General features: G+C 61.0%; 20 protein-coding genes. 1 reads left to right on the top strand and 19 read right to left on the bottom strand.

Going from position 1 to position 22,470, the window contains the following annotated elements:
- Window positions 1-102 precede the first annotated feature (102 nt).
- The 18 genes from NRG23_RS19465 to NRG23_RS19380 form a co-directional block, all read right to left on the bottom strand.
- Window positions 103-996, bottom strand: a complete 894-nt coding sequence (locus NRG23_RS19465; RefSeq protein ID WP_028683600.1) for a pyridoxamine 5'-phosphate oxidase family protein — start codon at window positions 994-996, stop codon at window positions 103-105.
- A 65-nt stretch (window positions 997-1,061) separates the two neighbouring features.
- Entirely contained in the window at window positions 1,062-1,685 is a 624-nt protein-coding gene (locus NRG23_RS19460) for a glutathione S-transferase family protein (RefSeq protein ID WP_016703962.1), read from the bottom strand.
- Between the two features lie 130 nt (window positions 1,686-1,815).
- The gene (locus NRG23_RS19455; protein ID WP_257371747.1) at window positions 1,816-2,718 is read right to left on the bottom strand and encodes a LysR family transcriptional regulator; all 903 of its coding nucleotides are present in this window, start codon (window positions 2,716-2,718) and stop codon (window positions 1,816-1,818) included.
- Between the two features lie 58 nt (window positions 2,719-2,776).
- On the bottom strand, window positions 2,777-3,433 hold the full coding sequence (locus NRG23_RS19450; RefSeq protein WP_009051682.1) for an HAD family phosphatase: 657 nt from the start codon (window positions 3,431-3,433) through the stop codon (window positions 2,777-2,779).
- Window positions 3,430-4,632, bottom strand: a complete 1,203-nt coding sequence (locus tag NRG23_RS19445) for a sugar MFS transporter (protein ID WP_257371745.1) — start codon at window positions 4,630-4,632, stop codon at window positions 3,430-3,432. The genes NRG23_RS19450 and NRG23_RS19445 overlap by 4 nt, the downstream gene beginning before the upstream one ends.
- Window positions 4,625-5,530 carry an ABC transporter substrate-binding protein gene (locus tag NRG23_RS19440; RefSeq protein WP_257371743.1) on the bottom strand — a complete coding sequence of 302 codons (906 nt, stop codon included), beginning with the start codon at window positions 5,528-5,530 and terminating at the stop codon, window positions 4,625-4,627. The genes NRG23_RS19445 and NRG23_RS19440 overlap by 8 nt, the downstream gene beginning before the upstream one ends.
- On the bottom strand, window positions 5,523-6,131 hold the full coding sequence (gene nudK / locus NRG23_RS19435) for a GDP-mannose pyrophosphatase NudK (RefSeq protein ID WP_009051685.1): 609 nt from the start codon (window positions 6,129-6,131) through the stop codon (window positions 5,523-5,525). The genes NRG23_RS19440 and nudK overlap by 8 nt, the downstream gene beginning before the upstream one ends.
- 4 nt (window positions 6,132-6,135) lie before the next feature.
- The gene (gene mtnP, locus NRG23_RS19430; RefSeq protein WP_257371741.1) at window positions 6,136-7,047 is read right to left on the bottom strand and encodes an S-methyl-5'-thioadenosine phosphorylase; all 912 of its coding nucleotides are present in this window, start codon (window positions 7,045-7,047) and stop codon (window positions 6,136-6,138) included.
- Window positions 7,044-8,156, bottom strand: a complete 1,113-nt coding sequence (locus NRG23_RS19425; RefSeq protein WP_009051687.1) for a fatty acid desaturase — start codon at window positions 8,154-8,156, stop codon at window positions 7,044-7,046. The genes mtnP and NRG23_RS19425 overlap by 4 nt, the downstream gene beginning before the upstream one ends.
- A 2-nt stretch (window positions 8,157-8,158) precedes the next feature.
- Complete coding sequence (locus NRG23_RS19420; protein ID WP_009051688.1) at window positions 8,159-8,857, bottom strand: HAD family hydrolase; 699 nt, start codon at window positions 8,855-8,857, stop codon at window positions 8,159-8,161.
- Window positions 8,854-10,227, bottom strand: a complete 1,374-nt coding sequence (locus NRG23_RS19415; RefSeq protein WP_009051689.1) for an NAD(P)/FAD-dependent oxidoreductase — start codon at window positions 10,225-10,227, stop codon at window positions 8,854-8,856. Before NRG23_RS19415 ends, NRG23_RS19420 begins: the two co-directional genes overlap by 4 nt.
- Window positions 10,208-11,314 carry a DegT/DnrJ/EryC1/StrS aminotransferase family protein gene (locus NRG23_RS19410; protein ID WP_257371736.1) on the bottom strand — a complete coding sequence of 369 codons (1,107 nt, stop codon included), beginning with the start codon at window positions 11,312-11,314 and terminating at the stop codon, window positions 10,208-10,210. The genes NRG23_RS19415 and NRG23_RS19410 overlap by 20 nt, the downstream gene beginning before the upstream one ends.
- Entirely contained in the window at window positions 11,311-11,823 is a 513-nt protein-coding gene (locus NRG23_RS19405; RefSeq protein ID WP_226303174.1) for an NUDIX hydrolase, read from the bottom strand. The genes NRG23_RS19410 and NRG23_RS19405 overlap by 4 nt, the downstream gene beginning before the upstream one ends.
- Window positions 11,820-12,932: a DegT/DnrJ/EryC1/StrS aminotransferase family protein gene (locus NRG23_RS19400; protein ID WP_257371734.1), complete on the bottom strand. Its 1,113-nt coding sequence runs from the start codon at window positions 12,930-12,932 to the stop codon at window positions 11,820-11,822. Before NRG23_RS19400 ends, NRG23_RS19405 begins: the two co-directional genes overlap by 4 nt.
- The gene (locus tag NRG23_RS19395; protein WP_009051693.1) at window positions 12,922-14,001 is read right to left on the bottom strand and encodes a Gfo/Idh/MocA family protein; all 1,080 of its coding nucleotides are present in this window, start codon (window positions 13,999-14,001) and stop codon (window positions 12,922-12,924) included. Before NRG23_RS19395 ends, NRG23_RS19400 begins: the two co-directional genes overlap by 11 nt.
- Before the next feature lie 853 nt (window positions 14,002-14,854).
- Window positions 14,855-15,793: an HNH endonuclease gene (locus NRG23_RS19390; protein ID WP_257371731.1), complete on the bottom strand. Its 939-nt coding sequence runs from the start codon at window positions 15,791-15,793 to the stop codon at window positions 14,855-14,857.
- Window positions 15,790-16,857 (bottom strand): AAA family ATPase, encoded by a 1,068-nt coding sequence (locus tag NRG23_RS19385; RefSeq protein ID WP_155290704.1) that lies wholly within the window; start codon window positions 16,855-16,857, stop codon window positions 15,790-15,792. The genes NRG23_RS19390 and NRG23_RS19385 overlap by 4 nt, the downstream gene beginning before the upstream one ends.
- Before the next feature lie 64 nt (window positions 16,858-16,921).
- Window positions 16,922-18,856: a hypothetical protein gene (locus NRG23_RS19380; RefSeq protein ID WP_257371728.1), complete on the bottom strand. Its 1,935-nt coding sequence runs from the start codon at window positions 18,854-18,856 to the stop codon at window positions 16,922-16,924.
- Between the two features lie 343 nt (window positions 18,857-19,199).
- Here NRG23_RS19380 and NRG23_RS19375 point away from each other — a divergent pair, with 343 nt between their 5' ends.
- On the top strand, window positions 19,200-20,477 hold the full coding sequence (locus NRG23_RS19375) for a DUF5623 domain-containing protein (RefSeq protein ID WP_038574465.1): 1,278 nt from the start codon (window positions 19,200-19,202) through the stop codon (window positions 20,475-20,477).
- Between the two features lie 161 nt (window positions 20,478-20,638).
- Here the strand turns inward: NRG23_RS19375 and NRG23_RS19370 are convergent, their stop codons facing one another.
- Window positions 20,639-22,306, bottom strand: coding sequence for a hypothetical protein (locus NRG23_RS19370; RefSeq protein ID WP_257371726.1), 1,668 nt, complete (start codon window positions 22,304-22,306; stop codon window positions 20,639-20,641).
- Window positions 22,307-22,470: the final 164 nt, after the last annotated feature.

The raw sequence follows: 22,470 nt of genomic DNA, 5'->3' as shown, positions 1-22,470 counted from the left end.
GAGCGGGCGGCGATCCGACTTGCCCGCGATGGACTTGAGAGCGCCGCGTTTACCCAGTCAACACGCGTCATCGTTAACGACCATCGCGGGCAAGCCTCGCTCCTACAGGTTTGTGCTCTGGTGCCAGCGCAGGGCCAGCGCCGCGGGCCGGCGCACCAGTTGTTCGACCTCGAAGCGCCACAGGCGCTCGGCGCCCGGGAAGGTTGCGATCTGCGGGTCGTCGAGCACGACTTCAGTGCGCCCGCTGAGCTGCAGCAGATCGCCACGGCTGAAGTCGATGAACAGCAGGCCGGCGCGGGGGTTGAGCAGCAGGTTGCCCAGGGTGTTGAAGTGCAGGTTGCCGGCGAAATCCGGAATGCTCAGGCGGTTGCCCTCGACCCGCACGAAGCCGGCCGGGCCGCCGCGGTGGGAAACATCGACCCAGAGCCGTCCCTCGACCTCCACGTAACTGGCGACAAAAAACGTATCGGCGCTCCGGATCATCGCCCTCGCCTCTTCATCCAGCACGTTCAGGCGCTGCACCGGCCGGTGCGCGGCCAGCGGCACCGACTCGAACTGACGCAGCTGGATGTAGCGCGGGCAGTTGCCGAAGGACTGCTCGACGCCCAGGGCAAAACCGCTATGGTCCAGCTCGACGATCCGCCCGTTGAGGCGGTTGCGCCGCCGGGTGTGCAGCTCGATGCCCAGCAGGCCAATGGCCGCGCCCGGCGTCAGCTGGGCGGGGTCTTCGGCGGCTGGCAGGCTGTCGAGCCTTAGCCGCCCAGGGGTTGGCGAGTGGGCGAAACCGACAGCCCCTTCGAGCACGCTGGCCCAGGGGTTGCCCTGGTTATCCACAGCCCCGAGCAGCATGAACGGCAGCTGTTGATAAAACTGCCGGTGCTGATCGGGCATCTCGCTGCGGATCACCTTGCGCCCGACGACTTCCATGCGCTCGGCCACGCCGGCCTGGGCTTGCAGGCGGGTTTCGCCTGCGTGCCAGGGGGATTCGGTATTCATCATGAGTCTCCCCTGCGTCGATGACGCAGCAGTCAGCGGGCCCGGGAGGTGCCGGGCCGCCAGATTCAGGCGCTTTGCAGGCCCACCGCGGTGCGCGGCATGCCGACGAAGCCGGGCAAGGCTTCGATGCGCGCCAGCCAGGCGCGGACCTGTGGATAATCCGCCAGCGACACATTGCCCTCGGGGGCGTGGGCGATGTAGCTGTAGCCGGCGATATCGGCGATGGTCGGTTCGCTGCCCGCCAGGTAAGGGCTGGCCGTCAGTTCCTGCTCGACCACCTTGAGCAACGCATGGGAGCGGTCGATGGCCTCCTCGGCGTTGCGCTGCGCGCCGAATACGGTGATCAGCCGCGCCACCGCCGGGCCGAAGGCAATCGGTCCCGCCGCCACCGACAACCAGCGCTGGACCCGTGCCGCGCCAACCGGATCGCTGGGCAACCAACGGCCCTGGCCGTACTTCTGCGCCAGATACACCAGGATCGCGTTGGAGTCGGCCAGCACCACGCCCTGGTCGTCGATCACCGGCACCTGGCCAAAAGAGTTCAGCGCCAGGAAGGCCGCCTGCTTGTGCTCGCCTTTCGCCAGATCGACGAAGATGAGCTCAAAAGGCAACCCCAGCAGCGACAACATCAGTTCGACGCGATGGGCATGACCGGAACGGGGGAAGTTGTAGAGCTTGATGGCGTGCATGGCAGACTCCGCTGGGCAGGGGTGCGGCTCACAAGAGCGGCACTGACGGACGCCATCTTCTCTCTCAGGTCAAAACAACAGAATCACCAGAAAACACAATCCATCATTTCAGCCAGCGTAATGATCCACGCTACGACTGCAACGCCGGATGTTCGCGCAGCGCCTGCACCGCGAAGTCGACGAAACTGCGCACCCGTGCCGGGGCCTTGCGCCCGCCCTGATACACCACATGGATCGGCAGCGGCGCCAATTCGAACTCAGCCAAAACAATCTCCAGCTCACCAGCCGCCACCTTGCCCGCGACCTGGTACGACAGCACCCGGGTCAGGCCCAGCCCCAGGCACGCGGCACTGATCGCCGCCTGGTTGGCGGTAACCACCAGCCGCGGCTCCGGACGAACGCTCAAGGGGGTTCCGCCCTCGTTGAACAGCCAGCTCCTGGACTGGCCGATGGACGACGGCGCAATCAGCGGCGCCTGGCGCAACTCCTGCGGATGGCGCGGCCGCCCATGCCGGGCCAGGAAAGCCGGGGACGCGCAGATGACCCGCCGCACCTCGCCGACGCGCATGGCGTGCTGGCCGCTGTCGGGCAACTCGCCGATGCGCACCGCGACGTCCATGCCTTCCTCGACCATGCTCACCACCCGATCGACCAGCAGGGCATTGATGCTGACCTCGGGAAAGCGTTCCAGGTAATCCACCATCAGCGGGGTCACGAACAACTCGCCGAACAGCACCGGCGCGGTGATCGTCAGTTGGCCGCGCGGGAGGGCATGGATGCCGGCGGCCGAGGCCTCGGCGTCCTGCAACTCGGCGAGGATGCGCCGGCTGTCTTCCAGGTAACGCTGGCCGGCTTCCGTCAGCAGCACATTGCGCGTGGTGCGGGTCAGCAACTGGGTGCCGATACGCAGCTCCAGCGCCGCCACCGCCCGGGTCACGCTGGGCGCGGACAGCCCCAGGCGCCGCGCCGCGGCAGCGAAGCCCTGCTCCTGGGCGACGCTGATGAACACCTGCATTTCCTGGAATCGGTCCATGGCGGTCCTCGCACTACGGCGCCCTGCCCCGGCACCGTCCCGCATGGACCGCCCGGGCTCAGGCAGGGACCTGGAGTCGCTGCCACAAGGCCTCATCGTTGAAGTCCCGGATGATACTCCGCGCACCCGCCTCGCGAAGCTGAGTTTCCTCGAGCCCCGACAGCATGCCGAAGGTGTGGATGCCCGCCGCCGCCGCGGAGCGCACACCGGCCAGCGAGTCCTCGAAGGCCAGCGCCTGATCGGCGCTCACCTCCAGCAGTTGCAGGGCGGTCAGGTAAGGCAGCGGGTCGGGCTTGCCGCGCGCCAGCTCACCGCCGATCACCAGCGCATCGAAACGCTCGGCAATCCCCAGGCCCTGGAGCATGGCTTCGGCGTTTTCCCGGGGTGCGTTGGTCACCACCGCCATGGGGATGCCGGCCGCCTGGGCATAATCCAGGGTGCGCAATACGCCAGGCACCGGCGTGGTCTCGCGCAGTTGGGCGCGGAACATGGCCTCCTTCTGCGCCGCCAGCTCCGGGTACTGCGCTGCCGGAGCATTGGGAAACAGGCCGGAGAAAATCATGTCGTCGGGAAAGCCCATCACATGGGCCTTGTAGTAATCCAGGCTCATGGACTTGCCCCAGCGCGCCAGCAACTGGTTGTAGGCGTTGAGGTGCAGGTCATCGGTGTCGATGAGGGTGCCGTCGAGATCGAACAGCAGGGCAGAAAGCTTCAAGGGCGTGCTCCGGGAAAATGCAGACCGCGCGCGATCGGCAGCATGAGAAAGGGATAAACGATCAACAGGCTGAAAGCCGCTTCGACACCGATCCGCGCGGACAGCAAGCCGAGCAGGAACGGCGCCAGCAACAGCGCCACGCCCACCGCCTGGGAGGCCTGGGCGCTGATGGCCGAACTGGCCCGGGGCGCGACACGCATCGCCGAACCGAGGATCAACGGGAAGAAATTGCCCAGGCAGGCACCCAGGACAAAGACCAACAAGGCAGTGAGCAGTTGGGTCTGGCTGAAGTACAGCAGCACCAGGGTGGCGATGGCCCCGAGCATCACGCCGACCAGCAGCGGCAACGGGCTGATGCGGCTCAACGCATAACGGCTGGCCAGGCGCCCGCACACCGTGCCGGCAAAATACAGGCTCATCAGCGTGGCCGCGGCCGAGGCGCTGACCTGGACGTGCACGGCCAGGTATTCCGCGCCCCAGAAACCGACGCCCCATTCCGCGGAGATCCCCAGCAGCACCAAGGCCCACAGGCTCAGCTGAACCCGCCGGGTCATGAGGCTCTGCCCGCTCTCGCTGGCTTGATGGGCGGCGGCGAGTATCGCCGGGGCGTTCCAGGTACTCAGCGAGAGCACGGTCACCAGCAGCGCGATGGCGGCGATGCTGCCCGGCACCAGGCGCCAGGACAGCCCCAGGCCGGTCATGCTCCCCACCAGCAAGGCGCCGCCGAGCACGCACAGCCCGGCGACTATGTGCGCCTCCACCAGCCTCGGCGCGGCCTGCTCGCGATAACGCTCGCCCAGGGCCGCCTGCCCCACCGCCAGCACAAACCCACCCGACAGGCCCATCGCCCCGGCGGCGAGCAAGGTCAGCGACCAGTGCCCGGCCAGCGCGAACAGGCTGCTGGCGATCACCACCGAGAGGCAGGCTACGGTGCTCATGCTCGTCGACCGCGCCCGTCGCTCCAGCCAGCGGTAGGGCCAGCCGACCAGCGCCAGGCCGGCGGCATAGGCGGCGAAATGCAGGCCGGCCCAACCGAGGTCGAGCGCCAGGGTTTCGCGCAGGAACGGCATGATCGGCCCGAGCAACCCTTGCTGGGCGCCGAACAACCCGAACAACAGGTAAAGGAACCACGGGCGCGCCTCGCGGACCTGCTCCTGGCCGCTGAGCGCTTGACTGGAATCCCGCGCGGCTTCAGCCATGGGCCGTCTCCCGGCTGAACAGCGCCTGCCATTGCCGGCAGCGCGCGGCCTTGTCCCGGCTGGCCTGCACGGCCGGCAGCGGTTGCAGCGCACCGCTCGGATGGGCCTGGCCCGGCACCACCTTGCCATAACGCTGGCTGATCGCCGCCGCGGCAGGCGTGAGCATCCACTGCAACGCCTGCTGCGCATGGGCGGCGTTGGGCGAGCCGGCCCGACAGGCGAACACCTCGTCCTCATAACAGCGCGCATCTTCCGGCACGCACCAGCGCAGGTGCGGGTGCTGTTCGGCGGCGCGGGTGGCCGCGGTCGACACCGTTACCCCCAGCCAGGCCTGCCCCTGCACGACCGCCTCGATCGGCGCCGTGGAGGAACCGCTGATCGAAGGGGCTTGCCTGGCCACCTGGGCCAGCAGCGCCCAGGCCTGCTCGCCGTAATGTTCGAGCAGCGCGCCAAGGTGCAGGTAGCCGGCGCCGGAGCGCCCGGGGTCGGGCAAGGCCAGCCGCCCGGACCACTCGGGAGCGGTCAGGTTCTGCCAACGGGTCGGCACCGCCAGGCCCTCGCGGGCGAGGACCTTGGGGTCATAACAGAAGGCCGGGACGAAACCCGACGCGGCGAACCAGCGGCGATCCGTGGCCACCGCGGCGTCCGGCAGGCCGGCGAATTCGATGTCCGTCAGCGGCATCAATTGCCAGGCCAGGCCGGGGTCGAGCAAGGCGGTGGCCGCCGTGCCCAGCAACAGGTCCCAGGCCCCGGCGCTGCCGCTGTGCAGGCGTTCGATCAGCTCCGAGGTGGAGCAACGGGTCAGGCGCACCGGCATGCCGATGTGCTGGCTGATGCCGGCGATGAATTCGGCCAGCTCGGCATGCTCCATCGAGCTGATGGCGTTGAGCTCAGTCATCGGCGGCCTCCAGCAAACGGTGCAGCTTGGCGTACTGCAGCAGCATGATGGTCTTGCCGTCGCAGATCTCGCCGCTGTCGATCATGGCCAGGGCGCGGTCGATCGGCAGCTCCAGCACTTCGATCTCTTCGCCCTCGTGTTCCAGGCCGCCGCCCTCGCTCTGCTTGTCTTCGTCGAAATATTCGCCGACGAAAAAGTGCAGGCGCTCGGTGACCGACCCCGGGCTCATGAAGGCCTCGAACACCTTGCGCACCTCACGGATGCGGTAGCCGGTTTCCTCCTCCGTCTCCTTGTGGATGCAGGTACGGGCATCGTCCTTGTCCAGCAGCCCGGCGCAGGTTTCGATCAGCATGCCGTCGTGTTCGTTGACGAAGGCCGGGAAGCGAAACTGCCGGGTCAGCACCACCGTCTGCTTGGCCCGGCTGTACAACAGGATGGTGGCGCCATTGCCGCGGTCGTAGGTTTCCCGGTCCAGGGTGCGCCAGACGCCGTCGCGGCCCTGGAAGTCGTAGGTGGTCTTGCGCAGCACGTACCAGTTGTCCGAAAGCACTTCGACCTGATGGATCCGCACACGGTCCTTGGTGGGGATGGCCTGGTTCATCGATTCATTCCTTGTTCGCGGACAAATGAGTGGCATTGGGCGCAACGCTCAACAGGCGCTCGACCATGCGCGGGTCGCGGTGCTCGGGAGCGGTCATCACCGCGGTGTCCAGGGCGCGGTCGCAACCGCAGGGGCAGGCCCCGGCATGCCGGCCCAAACGGGTCACGGCTTCGGTCACCAGGCGCCGGGTCAGGTTGAAGGTGTCCGCCATGCGTTGCGCCACCAGCGTGGCGTTCACCGGCTCGTGGGATTCGTGCCAACAGTCGAAATCGGTCGGAATGGCGATCATCGCGTAGCAAAGCTCGGCCTCGCGGGCCAGCTTGGCTTCGGGCATCGCGGTCATGCCGATCACCGTGCCGCCCCAGTGGCGGTACAGGTGGGACTCGGCGCGGGTCGAGAACTGCGGGCCTTCCATGACCACGTAGGTGCCGCCGTTGCGTGCCTGGATATCGCTGGCCTCGGCACTCTCGGCGAGCACGCCGCGCATGCGCGCACAGACCGGCTCGCCGAAGGGCACATGGCCGACCAGCCCGGGGCCGAAAAAGGTTTTGTCACGCTGGATGGTGCGGTCGATGTACTGGTCGATCAGCACAAAGCTGCCTGGAGGCGCATCGTGGGTCAGGCTGCCTACCGCGCTGACCGACAGCAGTTGCGTGCAACCGACGCTGCGCAGCGCGGCGATGTTGGCGCGGGCATTGATCGAGGCCGGCGGAATCACATGGCCCACGCCATGCCGTTGGACAAAGGCCACGGGCACGCCATTGAGCGTGCCCAGGGTGAGCGGCGAGGACGGCGTGCCGAAGGCGGTCGTGCACTCCACCTGCTGAATGTCCTGCAGGCCCGGCAGCTGTTGCAGGCCGCTGCCGCCGATGATGCCGATACGTTGAACGTGCTGGGTTGGAGTGGAATGGGTCACAGGCTACCTCTCGACTTCAGGGGGGACGGTTCGTGTTCGCTGCACACCAGGCGTTCATAGAGTTCGGACAAGGCCGTGGGCGCATTGCCGCGGGGCAGCAGCAGCCCTTCGCTGGCGTTGGTGCTGTAGCGCGGTTCGTGGATTTTCAGGTGCCGGTCGATCGCCGGCAGGTAGTTCCAGCGCACGCCGGGGTACAGGGAATGCGCCAGGTGATAGGCGTCGGACGTCGGGGCGATGAACACCCGCACCAGCCAGCCGGATACCCCGAAGTAATCGGTGGGTCGGCCCGCCAGGTATTCCAGCTCGCGGCGGTTGCGCGCGCTGCCTTCGATGAACCAGCGGTGCTCGGTCAGCAGCGAGATCCAGGCAAACACCGGATAGGACGTCAGCAACGGCAGCAACCAGCCGAACAACACGCCTTTCCAGCCGCCGAAGGCGTACAGCAACGCCGCCACCGCCGCCACACTCAGGCAGCGCGCCAGGGTGGTCAGGCGGGAGTGGTTGAGCAGGCTGCTGCGCACCAGGGTGGTGAGATTCACCCAGGCCCCGCGAGGGGTCAGCGGGTACAGCAACAGGCCATAGAAACCGCTGGGCGACAGGCCGGCAACGTAGCCGCCGGCCTGCACCCGGGCGCGGTTGGGATCAAGTTCGGGATGGTTGGGGTGGCGATGGTGCTCCAGGGTATGGGTCTGGTGCCGGCTGCGCATGTCGCGCTTGAACATCGGGAACTGGTAGAACAGGTTGCTCAGCCACCACTGCCAGCCATGGTGGCGACACAGGGCGAAGTGCACCGCGTTGTGCCCGAACTCCTGCAACGCGCGCATGCGACCGCCGCTCCACAACAGCACGGCCAGCCAGGCCAGCGGCGACGAGTAGATCGACGCCGCCTGCACCGCGGCGACTATGTCCAGCCACGTCCAGACAAAGGGCAGCGGCGCGAACCAGGTATCCAGCGGACGGTAGTACTGCTCCCGCCGTCCCTCCAGGCGCGGTATCAGCTTGAGCAGGCGCAGCACCCGCTGCGCATCCCGGTAATAGAACGCCACCAGCCCGCGCAACAGCAGCGAAACAGCGATCAGGCCAAGCAGGACAATGTGCGCAGTGTCCATGATCAGGCCCCCTCGCGAACGACGGCGCGCCGCTCGGCGCTGGCGTAATGGCCCAGCAATTCGCCCAGCCCGCCGAAGACCGGGGCGTCGGCCTGCCGCAGGCGGTCGATGTCCTGATGGCCGGTGCTGACCAGCAGCGGCTTCCAGCCGACGGCCCGCGCCACGTCGTAGTCGTGCAGGGTGTCGCCGATGAACAGGGTGCGCCCGGCCGGTGTGCCGAGCCTCTCCTGGAGCATCAGGGCCTCGGCGGTCTTGCTGGTGGCCTGGTTGTGGCTCAGCCCCACGACATGCTCGAAATGCCCGCGCAGGCCCTTGGCCTCCAGGGTCTGGAGCAGCACGTCGCAATGCGAGGCGGACACGATGGAGACGCCGATGCCGGCATTGCGCGCCGCCTCCAATACCTCGAACACCCCATCGTGCAGCGGGCACTGCGCGACATTCGTATCGAAGTGCTCCAGGTAGTGTTCGACGATTTGCGCGAAGGGCGTGCGCTGCAGATCGAACCCCAGGGAGGCGTAGAAATCGGCAATCGGAAAGTCGAACAGCGCACGGTAACGAACGGCATCGATGGGCGGCACCGCATAGCGCTCGCCACAGCGATTGACCGCGCTGACCGCCAGGGCGATGTCGTCGATCAGGGTGCCGTTCCAGTCGAATACCAGGTGTTCGATCCCCGAGAAGTGCAGTCGATCATCGATCATGGTCGGGTTTTCTCCGCAAGAAGGGCGTTGAGGGCGATGCGCGAGGCGATCGCCGGTGTGTATAGCTTGCTGGGCTCCATCACCAGGTTGGTCACGCCAATCTGGGTTTCCAGGGCCCGCCGATTGTTCGCCGAGACCTGGCCCAGGCCGGCGCCGTACCAATGATGGAAACGGGTGCGCCAACTGCGCTGGCCGACGGTTTCGGGAAAGCGGAAGTCTTCGGTGGTGGCCATGCTCCAGGCGCCATCGACCACCCCGCACAGGCGGCCCTGCAACTGGCGAAAGCCCTGGCCTCCCTGCAGCAATACCTCGTCGATGTGGCGGTCGATGCAATCGGCCTCCAGCGCGCCGATGGTCATGCCCTGGCTGTACAGCGGGTTCATGCTGCTCAGGGCGTCGCCGACCACCAGCAGCCCGGCGGGCCAGTGCTCGACCCGGTCGAAGTGGGTGCGGCGACTGCCGGGCATCTTGAAGGTATGGACCGGCGACAGCGGTTCGGCGTCGCGAATCACCTCATGGATGTCCGGCACCGGAAGCGCCGCCAGCGCCTGCAGGAACTCCTGCGGGTCGTTGCCGGGAAAGTGGCCGAACCAGCCGCCGGTGGTGACCATCCAGCGGTCGCCTTCGATCGGGCTGATCACCCCCATGGAACGCTGCAACGGCGCCTTGGGCAGCACCAGCAGCACTTGCCACTGCTCGGCATAGGCCGGCAGGCGCCGGTAGATGCGCGACGCATAACCCAGCTCGGTCTTGACCACGCTGGTCTCGACCTCGCCGAAGCCGGCCTCTTTCAGCCACGTCGGCAAGCGCGTGCCACGCCCGCTGGCGTCCACCAGCAGGTCGCAGCGCAGCGTCCGCTCGCCATGCCCATCGTCGACGGTCACCGCCTCGACCCGCCGGGACGGATCGGCCCCGGTGAACTCGATTCGTGTGACCCGGGTGCTGGACAGCACCTCGACGTTCAGCACGCCGAGCAAGGCCCGGCGCAGCTGGTTGTCGATCAGCCGCCGGCTGCAGTAATGGGCATAGATGCCACTGCGGTAGCGGTTCTTCCAACGCCCGCCCTGGTACCACTTCACGTCATGGCCCAGGTCGGCCACTTGCGCGCCCCCCTGCTCCAGGGCGCTCAGGGTGCCGGGGAAGATGCCTTCGATGATCTGCTTGCCGCGCAGCAACAACAGGTGGACGTGATGCTCCTGGGGCAGGCTCTGGCGCGGCCCGGTCTCGTCGAAGAAATCGCTCTTCTCGATCACCGTGACCCGCTGGAAACGCCGGGCCAGGACCGCGGCCGTCAGGCAGCCCGTCACGCTGCCGCCGATGACCACGGCATGGCGACCGCCCGCGGCGGTATCAGGCTGGGGAGTAGTCATTGAGCACCTTTGCAATGTAGGCCAGGTCGTCGTCCGCCAGGCCCGGGTGCAGCGGCACCGTAGTCAGCGAACGCAGCAACCGGGCGGCGTTGGGGCAATCGCGGCGGTACTGCGCCAGCAGCGGCAACTGGTACAGCGGCTGGTTGTCGTACTTGCCGATGTCCGAAGGGATGCCATGACGCTGCTGGTAATGCACCAGTTCACGCCCGTCGTGCCCCACCGCCTGCAACAGCAAGGCATAGGCGTTGGCCTCTCCACCGGGGGTCAGCGGCAGCTCGCGCAGCGCCGGGTTGTCCAGTTGCTCCAGCAGCCGCCGGCGGTTGTCCTGGCGCTGGTGCAGACGGCTTTCCAGCTGCCGCGAACGCGCCAGCCCGAGGGCGGCCTGCAGGCCACCGAGCTTGAGGTTGATGCCCAGGGTTTCGCCGGTGAGGTTGCCGAAGCGGGTGTAGGCCCGGATACGGCTGGCGCGCTCGTCGTCATCGGTCATGACAAAGCCGCCCTCACCGGTGGACATGAACTTGCAGTCATGGGTGCTGAAGCAGCTGATGTCGCCATGCTGCGCCAACCAGCTGCCGTTCAGGCGTGTCAGGTGCGCATGGGCCAGGTCCTGGATCAGCGGGATGCCGGCCTGGCGCGCGGTGGCCCAGGTGGTGTGCGAGGCAATCGGATAGCCCCACATCGGCACCTCGATCACCGCGCATGTCCGCGGGCCGATGCAGCGTTGCAGGTCATCCGGGTCGAGCCCGAAGTTGTCCGGCGCCACATCGCAGAACACCGGGACCAGGCCCAGGGACAGGATCGGCAGGACGGTGCAGATCGGGCACGTGGGCGCGACTATCACTTCGTCCCCCGGCTGGAAGCGCACGCCGGCCAGGGCCGCGGTGACCGAAGCGGCCCCCGACGACACGGCGATCACGTGGCGCACGCCGTACAGCACGGCGAGCGCGGTCTCATAGTCCTCGACGATCTGCGAGGTGCCGGTCAGCCCTGTCGCCAGGGCGCGTTGCAGCTCGGGCACATCGTCGGCGGTATCGTGGCCGCACTTGTCCGCGATGACCCGGGAGGGTCGGGAGATGGCCTGGTTCATGGCGCCACCTTCCTGCCGACCATGTCCCACACCTCGGCATCGGCGAACACCCGGTCCACCATGCGCCGGAAGTTGGGGAACATCTTCAGCTCGGCAGTTTCCTGCCGGCTGAAGAAGCGCGCGTTTTCCACCTCGCGCTCCGGCGGGCAAGCCCGCAGGTCGGTGGCGGTAAGGTAGATCAGGTCCAGGTGGTAATGCGGCCCGCGCTTGTCATCGATGAACTCGCAGAGGATCCGGTAAGGCTGGTGCAACACCGTGACATCGGTCTCGGCATCGGCCAGTTCCAGGTCACGCTCGCCCAGCAGGGCGGCGTGAATCCCGGTTTCCTCGTAGATCTCGCGCAGCACTGCCACATCAGGGGTTTCCCCCTGCTCTATATGGCCGCCCGGGTACAGCCAGACCCCCAGCTTGCGATGGTGCAGCAGGAGCATCTTGCGGTCCGGATTCAACACGAACGCCGAGGCCGTGAAATGCCGGTCCAGGGTCGAACGATCGGGGACGTCCGTCATAATGGCGCACCGTACTGGTTGATCCGTTCGGCCATGTAGTCCAGTTCGGCGCGGGTGATGTCCGGATGGACCGGGATGGTGGTCATGCTGGCCAGAAGCGCCTCGGCGTTTGGACAGTCGTTGCGGTACTGGGCCAGCGCCGGGAACTCGTAGAGTGCCTTGCAGCCGTAGCGCTTGATGTCCGACGGGATGCCCGCCTCGTCCAGGTAATCGATGAAGGCCCGGTTGTCGGCGAAATGCAGCTCCAGGTTGAGGAAGTAGTAGTTGGTCCGCCCGCCCTCGATGATGACCTTTTCCCGCACCTTGCTATGGTCGAGCTGCTGCAGGAAGTAGCTGGCATTGGCGCGTCGTTGCTCGATCTGCGCGGCCAGCGAATCCAGGCGGTTGGCGCCCAGCGCGGCAGGCAGCGCGGCCAGCTTGTAGTTGAGGCCGAAGTCCTTGCCGTTGAGGTTGCCGAAGCGGCTGTAGTCGCGGCAGCGCTGGGCCAATTGGTCGTCGTCGGTGAGGATGAAACCGCCCTCGCCGGTGGCCAGCGGCTTGCGCTCGTGGGTGCTGAAGCACGACAGGTCGCCATAGGCCGACAGCGGCCGGCCGTTGAGGGTGCTGCCATGGGAATGCGCCAGGTCGAGGATCAGCTTGATCCCCAGCTCGCGGGTCAGGCCTTGCAGCTCATCGACTTCGGTGGGGTAGCCCCACATCGGAATATCGATGATCGCCCGGGTGCGCGGGGTGATGCGGGCCTTGATCGACTCCGGATCGGCGCCGAAACCGTGACGGCGGGTGTCGACGAAGATCGGGTTGGCACCCGCGGCCATGATCGGATAGATGGTGCACAGCGGGCAGCTCGGCGTCAGCAGCACATCGTCGCCGGGACCGACGCCGGCGGCGTAGATCGCCACGCTCAGGGCCGCGCCACCCGAGGAGACTGCTATCGCATGCCGCGCCTCGAACCAGGCCGCCAGCTTGGCCTCGTATTCGCCCACCACATCGCTGGTGCCGGACAGCGGCCGTTCCAGGGTGTTCTGCAGGGTCAGCAGATCGTCGGCGTACACCGGACGGTACTTGTCGGAAACGGAAATGCGGGCAGCGCTGGAGAGATTAGAGGACATTGGTCTGGGCTCCGAGAAAGGCTGGGGACTTGGCGGCATGGGTGGAGTGGAGGGCAAGCACGGGGGCGACATCGGCGCGAGCGCTGTCGGCATGACAGATCTGCTCGATCACCCGGAAGGTCGGCAGCAGGCTTTCGAAGCTGGCCTCGTAAGGCGAACGGTTGCGCACCGCGTCGAAGAACTTCTCCAGTTCGCCGAAATAACCGCTGCGCTCATAACCCGAATCCAGCGGCCCTGGCTGCCACGCGCCGCGCCAGCGCTTGGCGGTGCCGGTTGCCCCGGTGCCATGCACCGGCTCGTGCAGGGTGATGTTCCACAGGTTGTTGAGCTCGACCATCATCGAATTGGAGCTGACGATCTTCATGTCGAATTCGAAGTACGGGAACATGGTCCCGCTCAGCAGGCTGACCGTCGCGCCGGAGCTGAAGCCGAGCTCCAGGCTCACCAGCAACGAGTCCTCGTGGCGCTGCACCCGGGATTCGATATCGCGCAATTCGCCACCGCCGAAGGTCACGCCAAGGTCGATGGTGTGAATCGCCTGGGCCAGCAGGAACGAACGCAGGGTGGAATCCAGCCCCCACAGCGGCGCGGTGGGTTTGCTCGCATAGTGGTTGAGCTGGATGTGCACGACCTTGCCGAACTGCTCGGTGCGCGTCATATCGCGCAGCTGGCGCATCGGCTTGGCATATTTGAAGTTCATCCCCACACCGGTGACCACCTGGGCCTGGCGAGCCGCGCCGATCAGGTATTCGAGCTCGGCGAGGGTGAAGCACGGCGGCTTCTCGACAAAGACATGCACGCCCTTGGCCATTGCCTTGATCGCCAGGTCGCGGTGCGCCTGGGGCGGACAAGCCATGACCACCGCATCCAGCGCAGCGGTATCGAGCATCTCGTCGAAGTCGTCGGTGATCGCGACCTCGGAGATGAAACGGTGAATCTGTCCGGCGCGGTTCAAGTCGCTGTCGCACACGGCGACGATGCGAATATCCGGCATTTGCAGAAGCGTAGGCAGCAGGTTTTCTTGCATCTGCGCGCCGAGGCCGACGATGCCAACTCTGAGTACAGTCATAACCATCTCCATCCTGGAAAAGTGGGTACTGCGTCATGAAAAGGTTGGACGAACGACTACACGGGATCCGCCTCGGGTCACCTGCGGGGTGAGCCGATCCGGTCCGACATTCGCTTCAATCGAGGCAGGATTGCCTCAGAACAACGGATCACCTTTACAGAGTCCGTTCGGGCTGTTGCCCAGGGTCACCCGGGTGGAACACTCGGATGTTTCACGCCACACGCCGACACCCGGTTGAGACCGAGGAGCCATAGAGGCGCGATGGGCAGAAGGGATAGCGCCGCGAAGGCGATAGGTAGGAGGGGAATCAGGTCGAATCGAGCGCTGGTGGCAATGAGCTACCTGGCCGAAAACCTGGATCGAAGAATTGTGGCTTCGTTGAAAAACGGAACAACGACCGAAATGCCGATACGCATGCATGGCTGAATCATCCTTGAAGCGCTGTTTTATCCTTGTTATGCAGGAGCTCCGGTTCCGTGAGCCCTTGCTTGCCACACACCTCATCAATGTGTGGCTTGGAGGTATAGATCAGCCTTTTTAGGAGCGCAAATCAGTTGCTATATCGTTTCATCATATTGTTTTGAACAATCCGGACATAAGGCAACGGGCCATATAGGCCCGTTGTCAAAGCGCCGACCGGGCCGAAAAAATCTGGTCGTAGACAAATAAGTCAGTCTCGCCGGCCTGCACGGCTTGGGGTCTGTAGGGTACGAGGCTGACTTTTTAAGTCGGTCTCACGGCACCTCTTGAGGGGCTTTACGCTTCGGAAAAATAATTAAGTCAGTCTCAGCTGGCGCATGAGGTGGCCGACTGTCGCCGGCAGCCGAAGCTACCGTAACCATCGTGTCCAGGTTTACTCGTCCGAGGTCGAAGAGGGAGGCGGCAGGCTAAGTGTGATGCCTTGCCCAAGAGAATCAGGATGCTTCTCTGCTCCTCTCGCGTATTGCTGTTGAATGGCCGCAAAAATCTTAGCGAGATCGCTGTCTGTCGGGAGTGTGGGGGTAGAGTTATCGCCCCCGCTAGCCATGTCGCTCCCAGCCCCGCTAGTGGTTCCGATAGCGCCCCCGCCGTTGTCCCCGTTGTCGCTCGCGGCTGCTTGGCTGATTAGCGCCATGGCAGTGCCGGGGCCTACAGGTTCACCCGTTGCTCGTGCTAGTAGAACTGACGCGATTGCAGCACGCGTAGCTGAGCTTTCGGGTAAACCCTGGGCGTTATCGAAGGAGTTGAGCTCAAGTTCATTCAACTTGAAGAAATCGAATGTGAAATCTGCTTTCGCATCTTCTTTATTCTTATTGAATTTCACTAAGACGTCGGCTCCAAGCTGGATCTGTACTCTGGTAATAAACTCCTCATAGACCTCGAAGTTAGGATGGATGATCTTGTAGCTGTCTTTATTTTCGTGCGTGTCTTTGATCGTGGCAGGGTTGTGAAAGAGAGTGGTCTTGTCCTTCTTGATTTCCATGTTGCAGCGCTTGCATGCGACGGAAAGATTGCTTATTTCGTATGTGAGAGGTTTGCAGTGGCTTTTCGGGATTATATGCTCACGATCAATCGTGAAAAGACCACCACCATATAGGTTGCTTCTGCAGTAGCAGCACAGATTGTTCTGTCGCTCCATATGGAACGCTTTAATTCTGTCTCTTAACTTTTTTAAGACGTCCCTGACAGGCTCCATTTCAGCCTGCTCCAATTTCCAAGAGTCATCTAGAGTGAGAGCGTGAGCTATAGCGTCTTTTTCCTCATCACTCAGGCTGAAATCTGAGAGAGGAGGATCTAATTTGTCATCGCTCATCGGCTCACCTCATCAATCTCCTTGGCGAGTATTTGAGCAGCATTGAGGAAATTCTTCTGGCTTTCATCAAATGAAGCACGGCTCACGTCTTCAATGAAAGTCAGTGTTTCGTTGATAGTAGATTTTCTCGACCACAGGTCATCCAGTTTGGATGAAAGCATTTCGCTGAGGTACCTGCTTGCTGGTGGCATCGTTTCGAATTGCCCCCAGAGCAGTTCCTCAATATTTGCTGAGGATGGAGTTTCAATCGATCCTCTCTCTGGGTGGATGAAGCGAAGGTCGATTCCCTTATCTAGTTGGGCGCCAGTTACAAGCAGCGGTGAGTGTGTGGCTATGAAGATGTCCATTTCATAGTAGCTTATTAGATCTAGAAGAAATGGGACGTAAACGCGCTGCCATGAGGGGTGGAGGCTATTTTCTGGTTCATCAATGAGCAGCAGTCCGGTGTCATTGATTTCGCTCAACAGAAACATCATTGATGTAATGAGGCTGAGTTCACCAGAGCTTGCATGCTTAAGGGGTACAGGGCCGGCCTCTTTGTAGAGAGTAAATTCTGCAGTTGTCGCTAGTTTCCATTTCTTCAGATAGTCCTCTTTGCTCAAGAAACTCGTCAGGCGATGAACCTCACTGAACTCTATGCGCTCGTTGAAGTATATATCTGTTGAGACTTCTCCATTACCATTAAAAAGGTCTTCTGCGACTTTAACAATGTTATAGGTACTTGGAGAGTCCTGTAGTAGCTCTCTCATTTTATCAAATTCAAATGCGGCTCTAATTGTAATAGTTATTTTGGGAAGATAGCCACAGTGATTTAAAACCCTTTCTATCTTGTTGAGCTCAGAATGCCCTTCTAGAAGGAATTTCTTAATAACTGCTCTCAGGGTTTGATTGGGGCGGGAGCCTCGCTTTTTCGCTGAAAATTTCTTTATCCGTCTTAGTGATGGGGATTTGTCATGAACAGTGTTGCATATAAAGATGGTTTTAAAGTGGCTGTCTCTTGCAATAGAGTTTAGAAACTCACTCTTTCCTGCACCATTTCGGCCCACCACAAAATTAACGGTCACTTTTTAACTTCCATATAATTATTCAATTCTGCCCTCCTTGTGCGTCCACGAAACCATGGGCGATTCAGACATTCAGGTGAAGGAGGCTTAGTGGCTTTGCTCTCAAGCTTTGAACGCTCAAAATCGTTGCAATTCGCTCCTGATGCGTATCCGGAAAGTAGATTTTTCCAGACGATCTTGTGATCGCGGTGTACAGCAATGCCAGTTTTTTTGACAGCTCGGTTTTGCTTCGCAGGTCAGCAAAATAGTACAGGTCCTCAGAAACTGCCATTCTCGGAAACTCGTAGTTTTTCACTGTAAATACTGTGGCCAACAACGGACGTGACGGTTTTCCATCAGCGAGCTCAGCCAACTTGGCGCATTGGTAAAGCCCGGAAACACCAAATTTTGTACCCACAACTTCAAGCCATTGCTCAACCCTGAGAAAGGCATCGTTCCAGCTCATTTCCGCATGCAATTGTTCCCAGCTTCTGAAACGAGCAATCGCCCCGTGGCTCGGACGCTTGTCATGCATATATAAATCAAGACACCCCTCTAGGAATGGTTCGAACTGATTGGTCCAATCAATAACCGCAGCACCTTGGCTCAAATCGCGATTGCGAATTAACCAGTCGAAAATACCCCATTCATCGGCCACCAGAATTACTGAGGGCTCAGGAGGGAATGAGTCCGCTCGGTATTCAGCCACCACTGTGTCTTTCGCCTTATCAGCTACAAACGGTAACGCGCTTACATCTGGGAACTCAGCTAAAAGTGGGTTGATGTAATCGACCAATGCTGGGCCTGCTCGTAACGAGATCGCCATTTCGCGATAGCGAATCCTCGCGTTATGGGGTACGTATCGTCCTTGCAGATTTTGAAACTGGTCCCCCAAGGTAATTACAGTTTGAGGCGACCTGTCGAGAATATCGACCATTGGCCCGCTTAAGTCATGGCCTTCGTCGACGATTACCGTATCAATAGATTCAGGTAGATGAAGCCTCAACAAAGCCATTTGTTTCACGCGGTGGTAGCCACGGACCGGAAGGGGATCCGCCTCTTCCTCAAAACTTGTCATCTTGAACCAAAGCTTTCCGGCCGCGGCCGCTACCATTTCTTGCTCCGAAGTCGAGAGCCAGTGGACTTGGTCGGAACGTATATGACTGGTGGTGATCCGAACATCGTTTGAAAAGCAAAATTTGGCGATTACCGACCAGCAAAGAGCCGCCACATGGGCAGCACTACGATTACCGATAGGGCTGATCCCGGCCTTTTCTGCGATCGCTGAATACGAGAGTGGTAATCTCGAGATCGCGTCCAACCTTGCCTCAAGAGTCATGTTCCCGCCTGCCAGAAGCCTCGTAGCCATCCACCTGAATGTTACCGCCCAAACCCGATCCTTGGAAAATCGAGCCCGGATGGGTTCGAGCTTCGATTCCACATCAGCGAGAAACAGGATTCTACGCTCTGGCATAAGAGCCAATATCTCATTCAGCACAAAGGACTTCCCAGTGCCCGCGTGAGCTTGAGCATCGATGGAATCCTCCATGTTTGCCCTAATGTTCTGAACCAATCGAAGCTGGTGATCGCTTAGCTTTATTAGCAAACCATTGGGGCGAACATGCTCATGTTTGATGGCACCTAATGAAGCCGTGTGCTGCTTCGCATAATCGAAATTCCAGGTGCCCTCGGGATGAATGTACTGACGACGAGCAACCGACTCTTTGTCCATCAGACCGATCTCGACTGCAGATGCTTGGAGAAGTCCCGCTTCAAAATCAACCTGGCTGTAGGACCCAGCCAAAGCCGCTCTCAGCTTATCGGAGTGATGAGTTAGTAGATTTGCAAACACCCGCTCCATCTCCAGAGGCGAGCGCACGGGTAGCTTGGGCAGTTGGAGCACGTAGAGAATCGCCGCTACCTCATAGCGAGACAGACGAACCACATCAGGAGCAGTCCCGATTGAAAGCGCAGCGCTGAGGTTTTCACTGAGAGGCAGGTACCAACGAGGTTTCTTCATGAAAATCATATATCCCTAAAATTTAGCGCCGAACTTACCAGAGCTTTAGGCTACCCCAAGAGGCGTGCGGTATAGCAATAACCTACTCAAACAAATGCTTTCGGAAATGGATGAGCGCTCATGGTTCGCTCAAGCGTATCTATTACGCTCCGGGTCACCTCAGTCCTTAGCACTTGAACCTCTCTAAATCTCGTTGCTACTATGAGGTTGCGCCCCGGCAGGCGTATGACACCCGTCGTTTAAAGCTGGAAACGGCACTGCCTTGCTAAGCCACCGACTGTGAATTCATTCGGTCTGTTGTAGCGGAGACGGGTGACGCTGCGTGATAGGCCGGGAGACATTCATGGTTACCCTCGCTACTCCTCCGTCCACTATCGATGGCATTAAGCGCTTGGCAAAAGCCATCAAGCGCGAATCTGGTATCGCTCACCACGCAGCTCTCGAAGAGGCCGCCCGCAAGGCAGGCTTCCAGAATTTCCTTCACGCTACACGTGCGATCACCAGAGGCTCTGATCAAAGCTATACCGCCTATGTGACTGTGTACTGGAATGACCTCAGGTCTGAGGCTCCATCTTCCGGACGGTACACCGTAGAGGTTCAGCTCACGCGTCCCCTTTCCGAGCTACTTGCTGACGGCCCCAAGGTTGGCGGTGCATATCTGCGTAATTTCAGGCTTGAAGCGCCAGATCACATCGAAATGAGAACCGATGCAAGCAGCCCGGTCAGTGCAATGCAATATTTGGATCAAGCCAGTTTTGCCCTGCTCTTTATTAACTCAACCGGGCTGGTGAGAGTTTTCCGAAAAGAGAACATTGAGGTGATGAATGGCCTTGAACGGATCCCCTTTGCAGATCACATGACTGGCTGGGAGGATCCGCAAAGTGGCGACTGGTTACTGTTGGATGAGCCCTACATCTCGCCTAAACCAGGGTTCAGGAAGGAGTGGCTGCAGGAGAATGGACTGCATCAGGTGGCCCCGCAATGGCAGGGAGTCTACTACCCGGGGAATGCTGTCCCATACCTCATTTCCCCCAGTCAGGCCCTGCTTTCGAGGATTCAGACCCAGGTTGAGAGCATTCCGGACTGCTCCTTTCCCATGGGCATTCCTCAGGCCATGGAGTACGACTCCAGGTTTATCAGCCCAGCCCGCGCTGCCTCGGGCAAGCCACGGAGGTCGCGTATGCTGCCTACCAGCGGTGTCAGTAATGGGGCTTTAGCTTACGGCGGGGCGCCAGGGGTTCGTTCCAAGTGGCGCCCTGCACGGAGCATGTCACTTGAGTTGCACACCACTATTGGTCCTATCCTGCATAAACTCTGCAACAGTTCTGTCCGGACTGCCGGCGTAACTACCAGGGTTTACGATAGATTGAACCAGGTGCGATCGCGCCTAGAGGACTGGGCTTTCATGGAACATCCCGGTGGCATTACCGCGGAGGTTGATGCCAAGCTCTACTACGGGCCGCCAGTTGATGGGTATGCCACCCCGCAAGACACTCTCAAAGCCATTGAAACTGCCCGAGACGTGCTCCTTAAGGGTTATGAGGAGTGCAAACCAAGAGCTTTGTTGCTGGCTAAGATTGAGTCAGCTGCCGCGGACCTTCGAAAAAAGGTAAGCCGGTAAGCACTAGCCCCAGCATAGCCTTGGAATAGGCTCTGCCTCCCACAGCTTCATTGTGAGGCCTGTACAATCGGGCATATCAGTCCACTTTTGGCCGTCTGCTGCCCTCCACGAAGGGCAGCTTTGGGTCGATTCTTTGGATCGATGACTTTTAGCCAAATAAGCTACAGGTTTGATTGGGGGGTCAAGGCCACGGCACTGGGTGCTGGCGGGCTCATAGGTGGAGGGGCCGATGCCTCTACAGAGGGCGCTTTCAACCTTGCCTTGGCTTTGTCGGCCTTACGCTGCTCGCGTTTCCGGGCCTCTTCAAATTCCTGCATCGGATGCGTCACGAAATGCTGGCGGTATGTTTTGAGCAGTCCTTGATCATTGCTGCTCATAGCCTGGCCAAGCACGTAGTCGGCATCACGCAGCTGGATGTCCAATTTTGGGTGTTTCGCCTGTGCAGCGTTCACCATCGCAATCGCGTTATCGGAAAGCTTGCCGCTCGTCCACAGTTCGAACCTTTGGCGGATGCTAGCCCACTCGGAGTGCGTTTTAACAAATCCCCTGATCACGGGGATACGTTTATCAAGCCATTTCTCCACTTCGACATCATCCAAAGTGCTGAGAGGGTGTATCCCTTTGCATTCGATGAAAACGACTTCATGGCTCGGACGGTGGGCCAGCACGTCGATCTCCGCTTCCGCTCCGATACTGTCCTTGACGATCCGGTTCATCTCCTGGGGATATCCCAAAAAGGTGGATCGCGCGATCTGGGCTACCGCGAATTCGAAAAGGCTGCCGCGTAGCGTCGAAGCCGCGCCTTCGATTCGGGACAAATCGTTGAAGATTTTGTCCAGCGCGTCAGGGTTTTGTGTGAGCGTCGCTGTGTCGGTAAGAATCGCACAAAGGTTCTTCAATGCTAATGCCACATCGTGGCCAAAAAGGCTCTCGGTTGTCGCCGGAATGATGCCCTGCTCCTTGAGAAGGGCGAAAGCCTCAGTGTGGTAGCTTTCGGCGACAAAAATTTGAAGGCATTTGCTCACCTTCCTGAGACTGCGCAGCGTGACGCATTTGTTGACGAACCCTGCCAGATGGGCAGCGGTCACCCTGCCGTTTAGGGCAAGGTCGCAAACGAAGAAGCCTGGTTTGAGAGTTGTGTTGACGTACTCTCGCATCGGAAATAAGTAGGATGGGCCGGCCAGGTCCCAATTGAATGTCCCGACCTTCGGCAACCCCTCTGAGCCCTCATCCTCGCGGGTTTCAACGGAATCGTAGCTCACCATTCCCAAGTTGCGGGCCCAGTCTTTTACCGCCAACAGGGTTACCTTCTCTGCGATGAGACGACCTTTCATCTTTGCCCACGTGGAGGTCATTTCGAGCATCTGGTGGTGATCGCATCGCACCACACAGACTTCGCCGCCTGGAAGCGTCACCTCTTTTACAAGAGTCGCTTTCACCAGTCGCTCCAGCAGAGTTTCTGCTGAAATGTGTTTCTTTTGAGCAACAGGTGCACCACAGGCAATAAGAAAATGCCGGCGGGGCATCACGTTGCCTCGAAGCGCGAGAGCCTGTAATGCCGCAAAATAGGCACTCCGAGTTTTTTTCAGAGCCTCCATCAAATTATCGAAGAAAAACGGAGACCCATAGTCCTCTTGGAGATAGCAGAAGCGTGCCCGATGGGGAAAGATGATGTGATTGAGACGGGTCATACCAGCGCACCCACGTTCGACCCGCTTTCTCGCCGCTTCGGGGTTGAGGCCGTACCTGGTCTCAAGGAGCTTGGACAAATCACTGCTCAGCAAGGGGCCTGTTTGCTTCAATAGGTCGATGAGCGCATTGTCAGCCATGTTCGTTCTCGAAGGATGTCACACAGCGCTATTTATACTCCTTGTAAACAAGGGTCAACGCTTCCTTTCGGCGCCTGTTCTTAGGCATAGGAAAAATGGGCCTTTCAGAGCGCATTGCTCCGTTTTTTGGTAAAAATGTCACAAAGCCTTTTTTCAGCCCCGCG

Source organism: Pseudomonas sp. T8 (assembly GCF_024610635.1).
Lineage (GTDB): Bacteria > Pseudomonadota > Gammaproteobacteria > Pseudomonadales > Pseudomonadaceae > Aquipseudomonas > Aquipseudomonas chlororaphis_I.
This window is presented reverse-complemented; position numbering and strand designations above follow the sequence as displayed.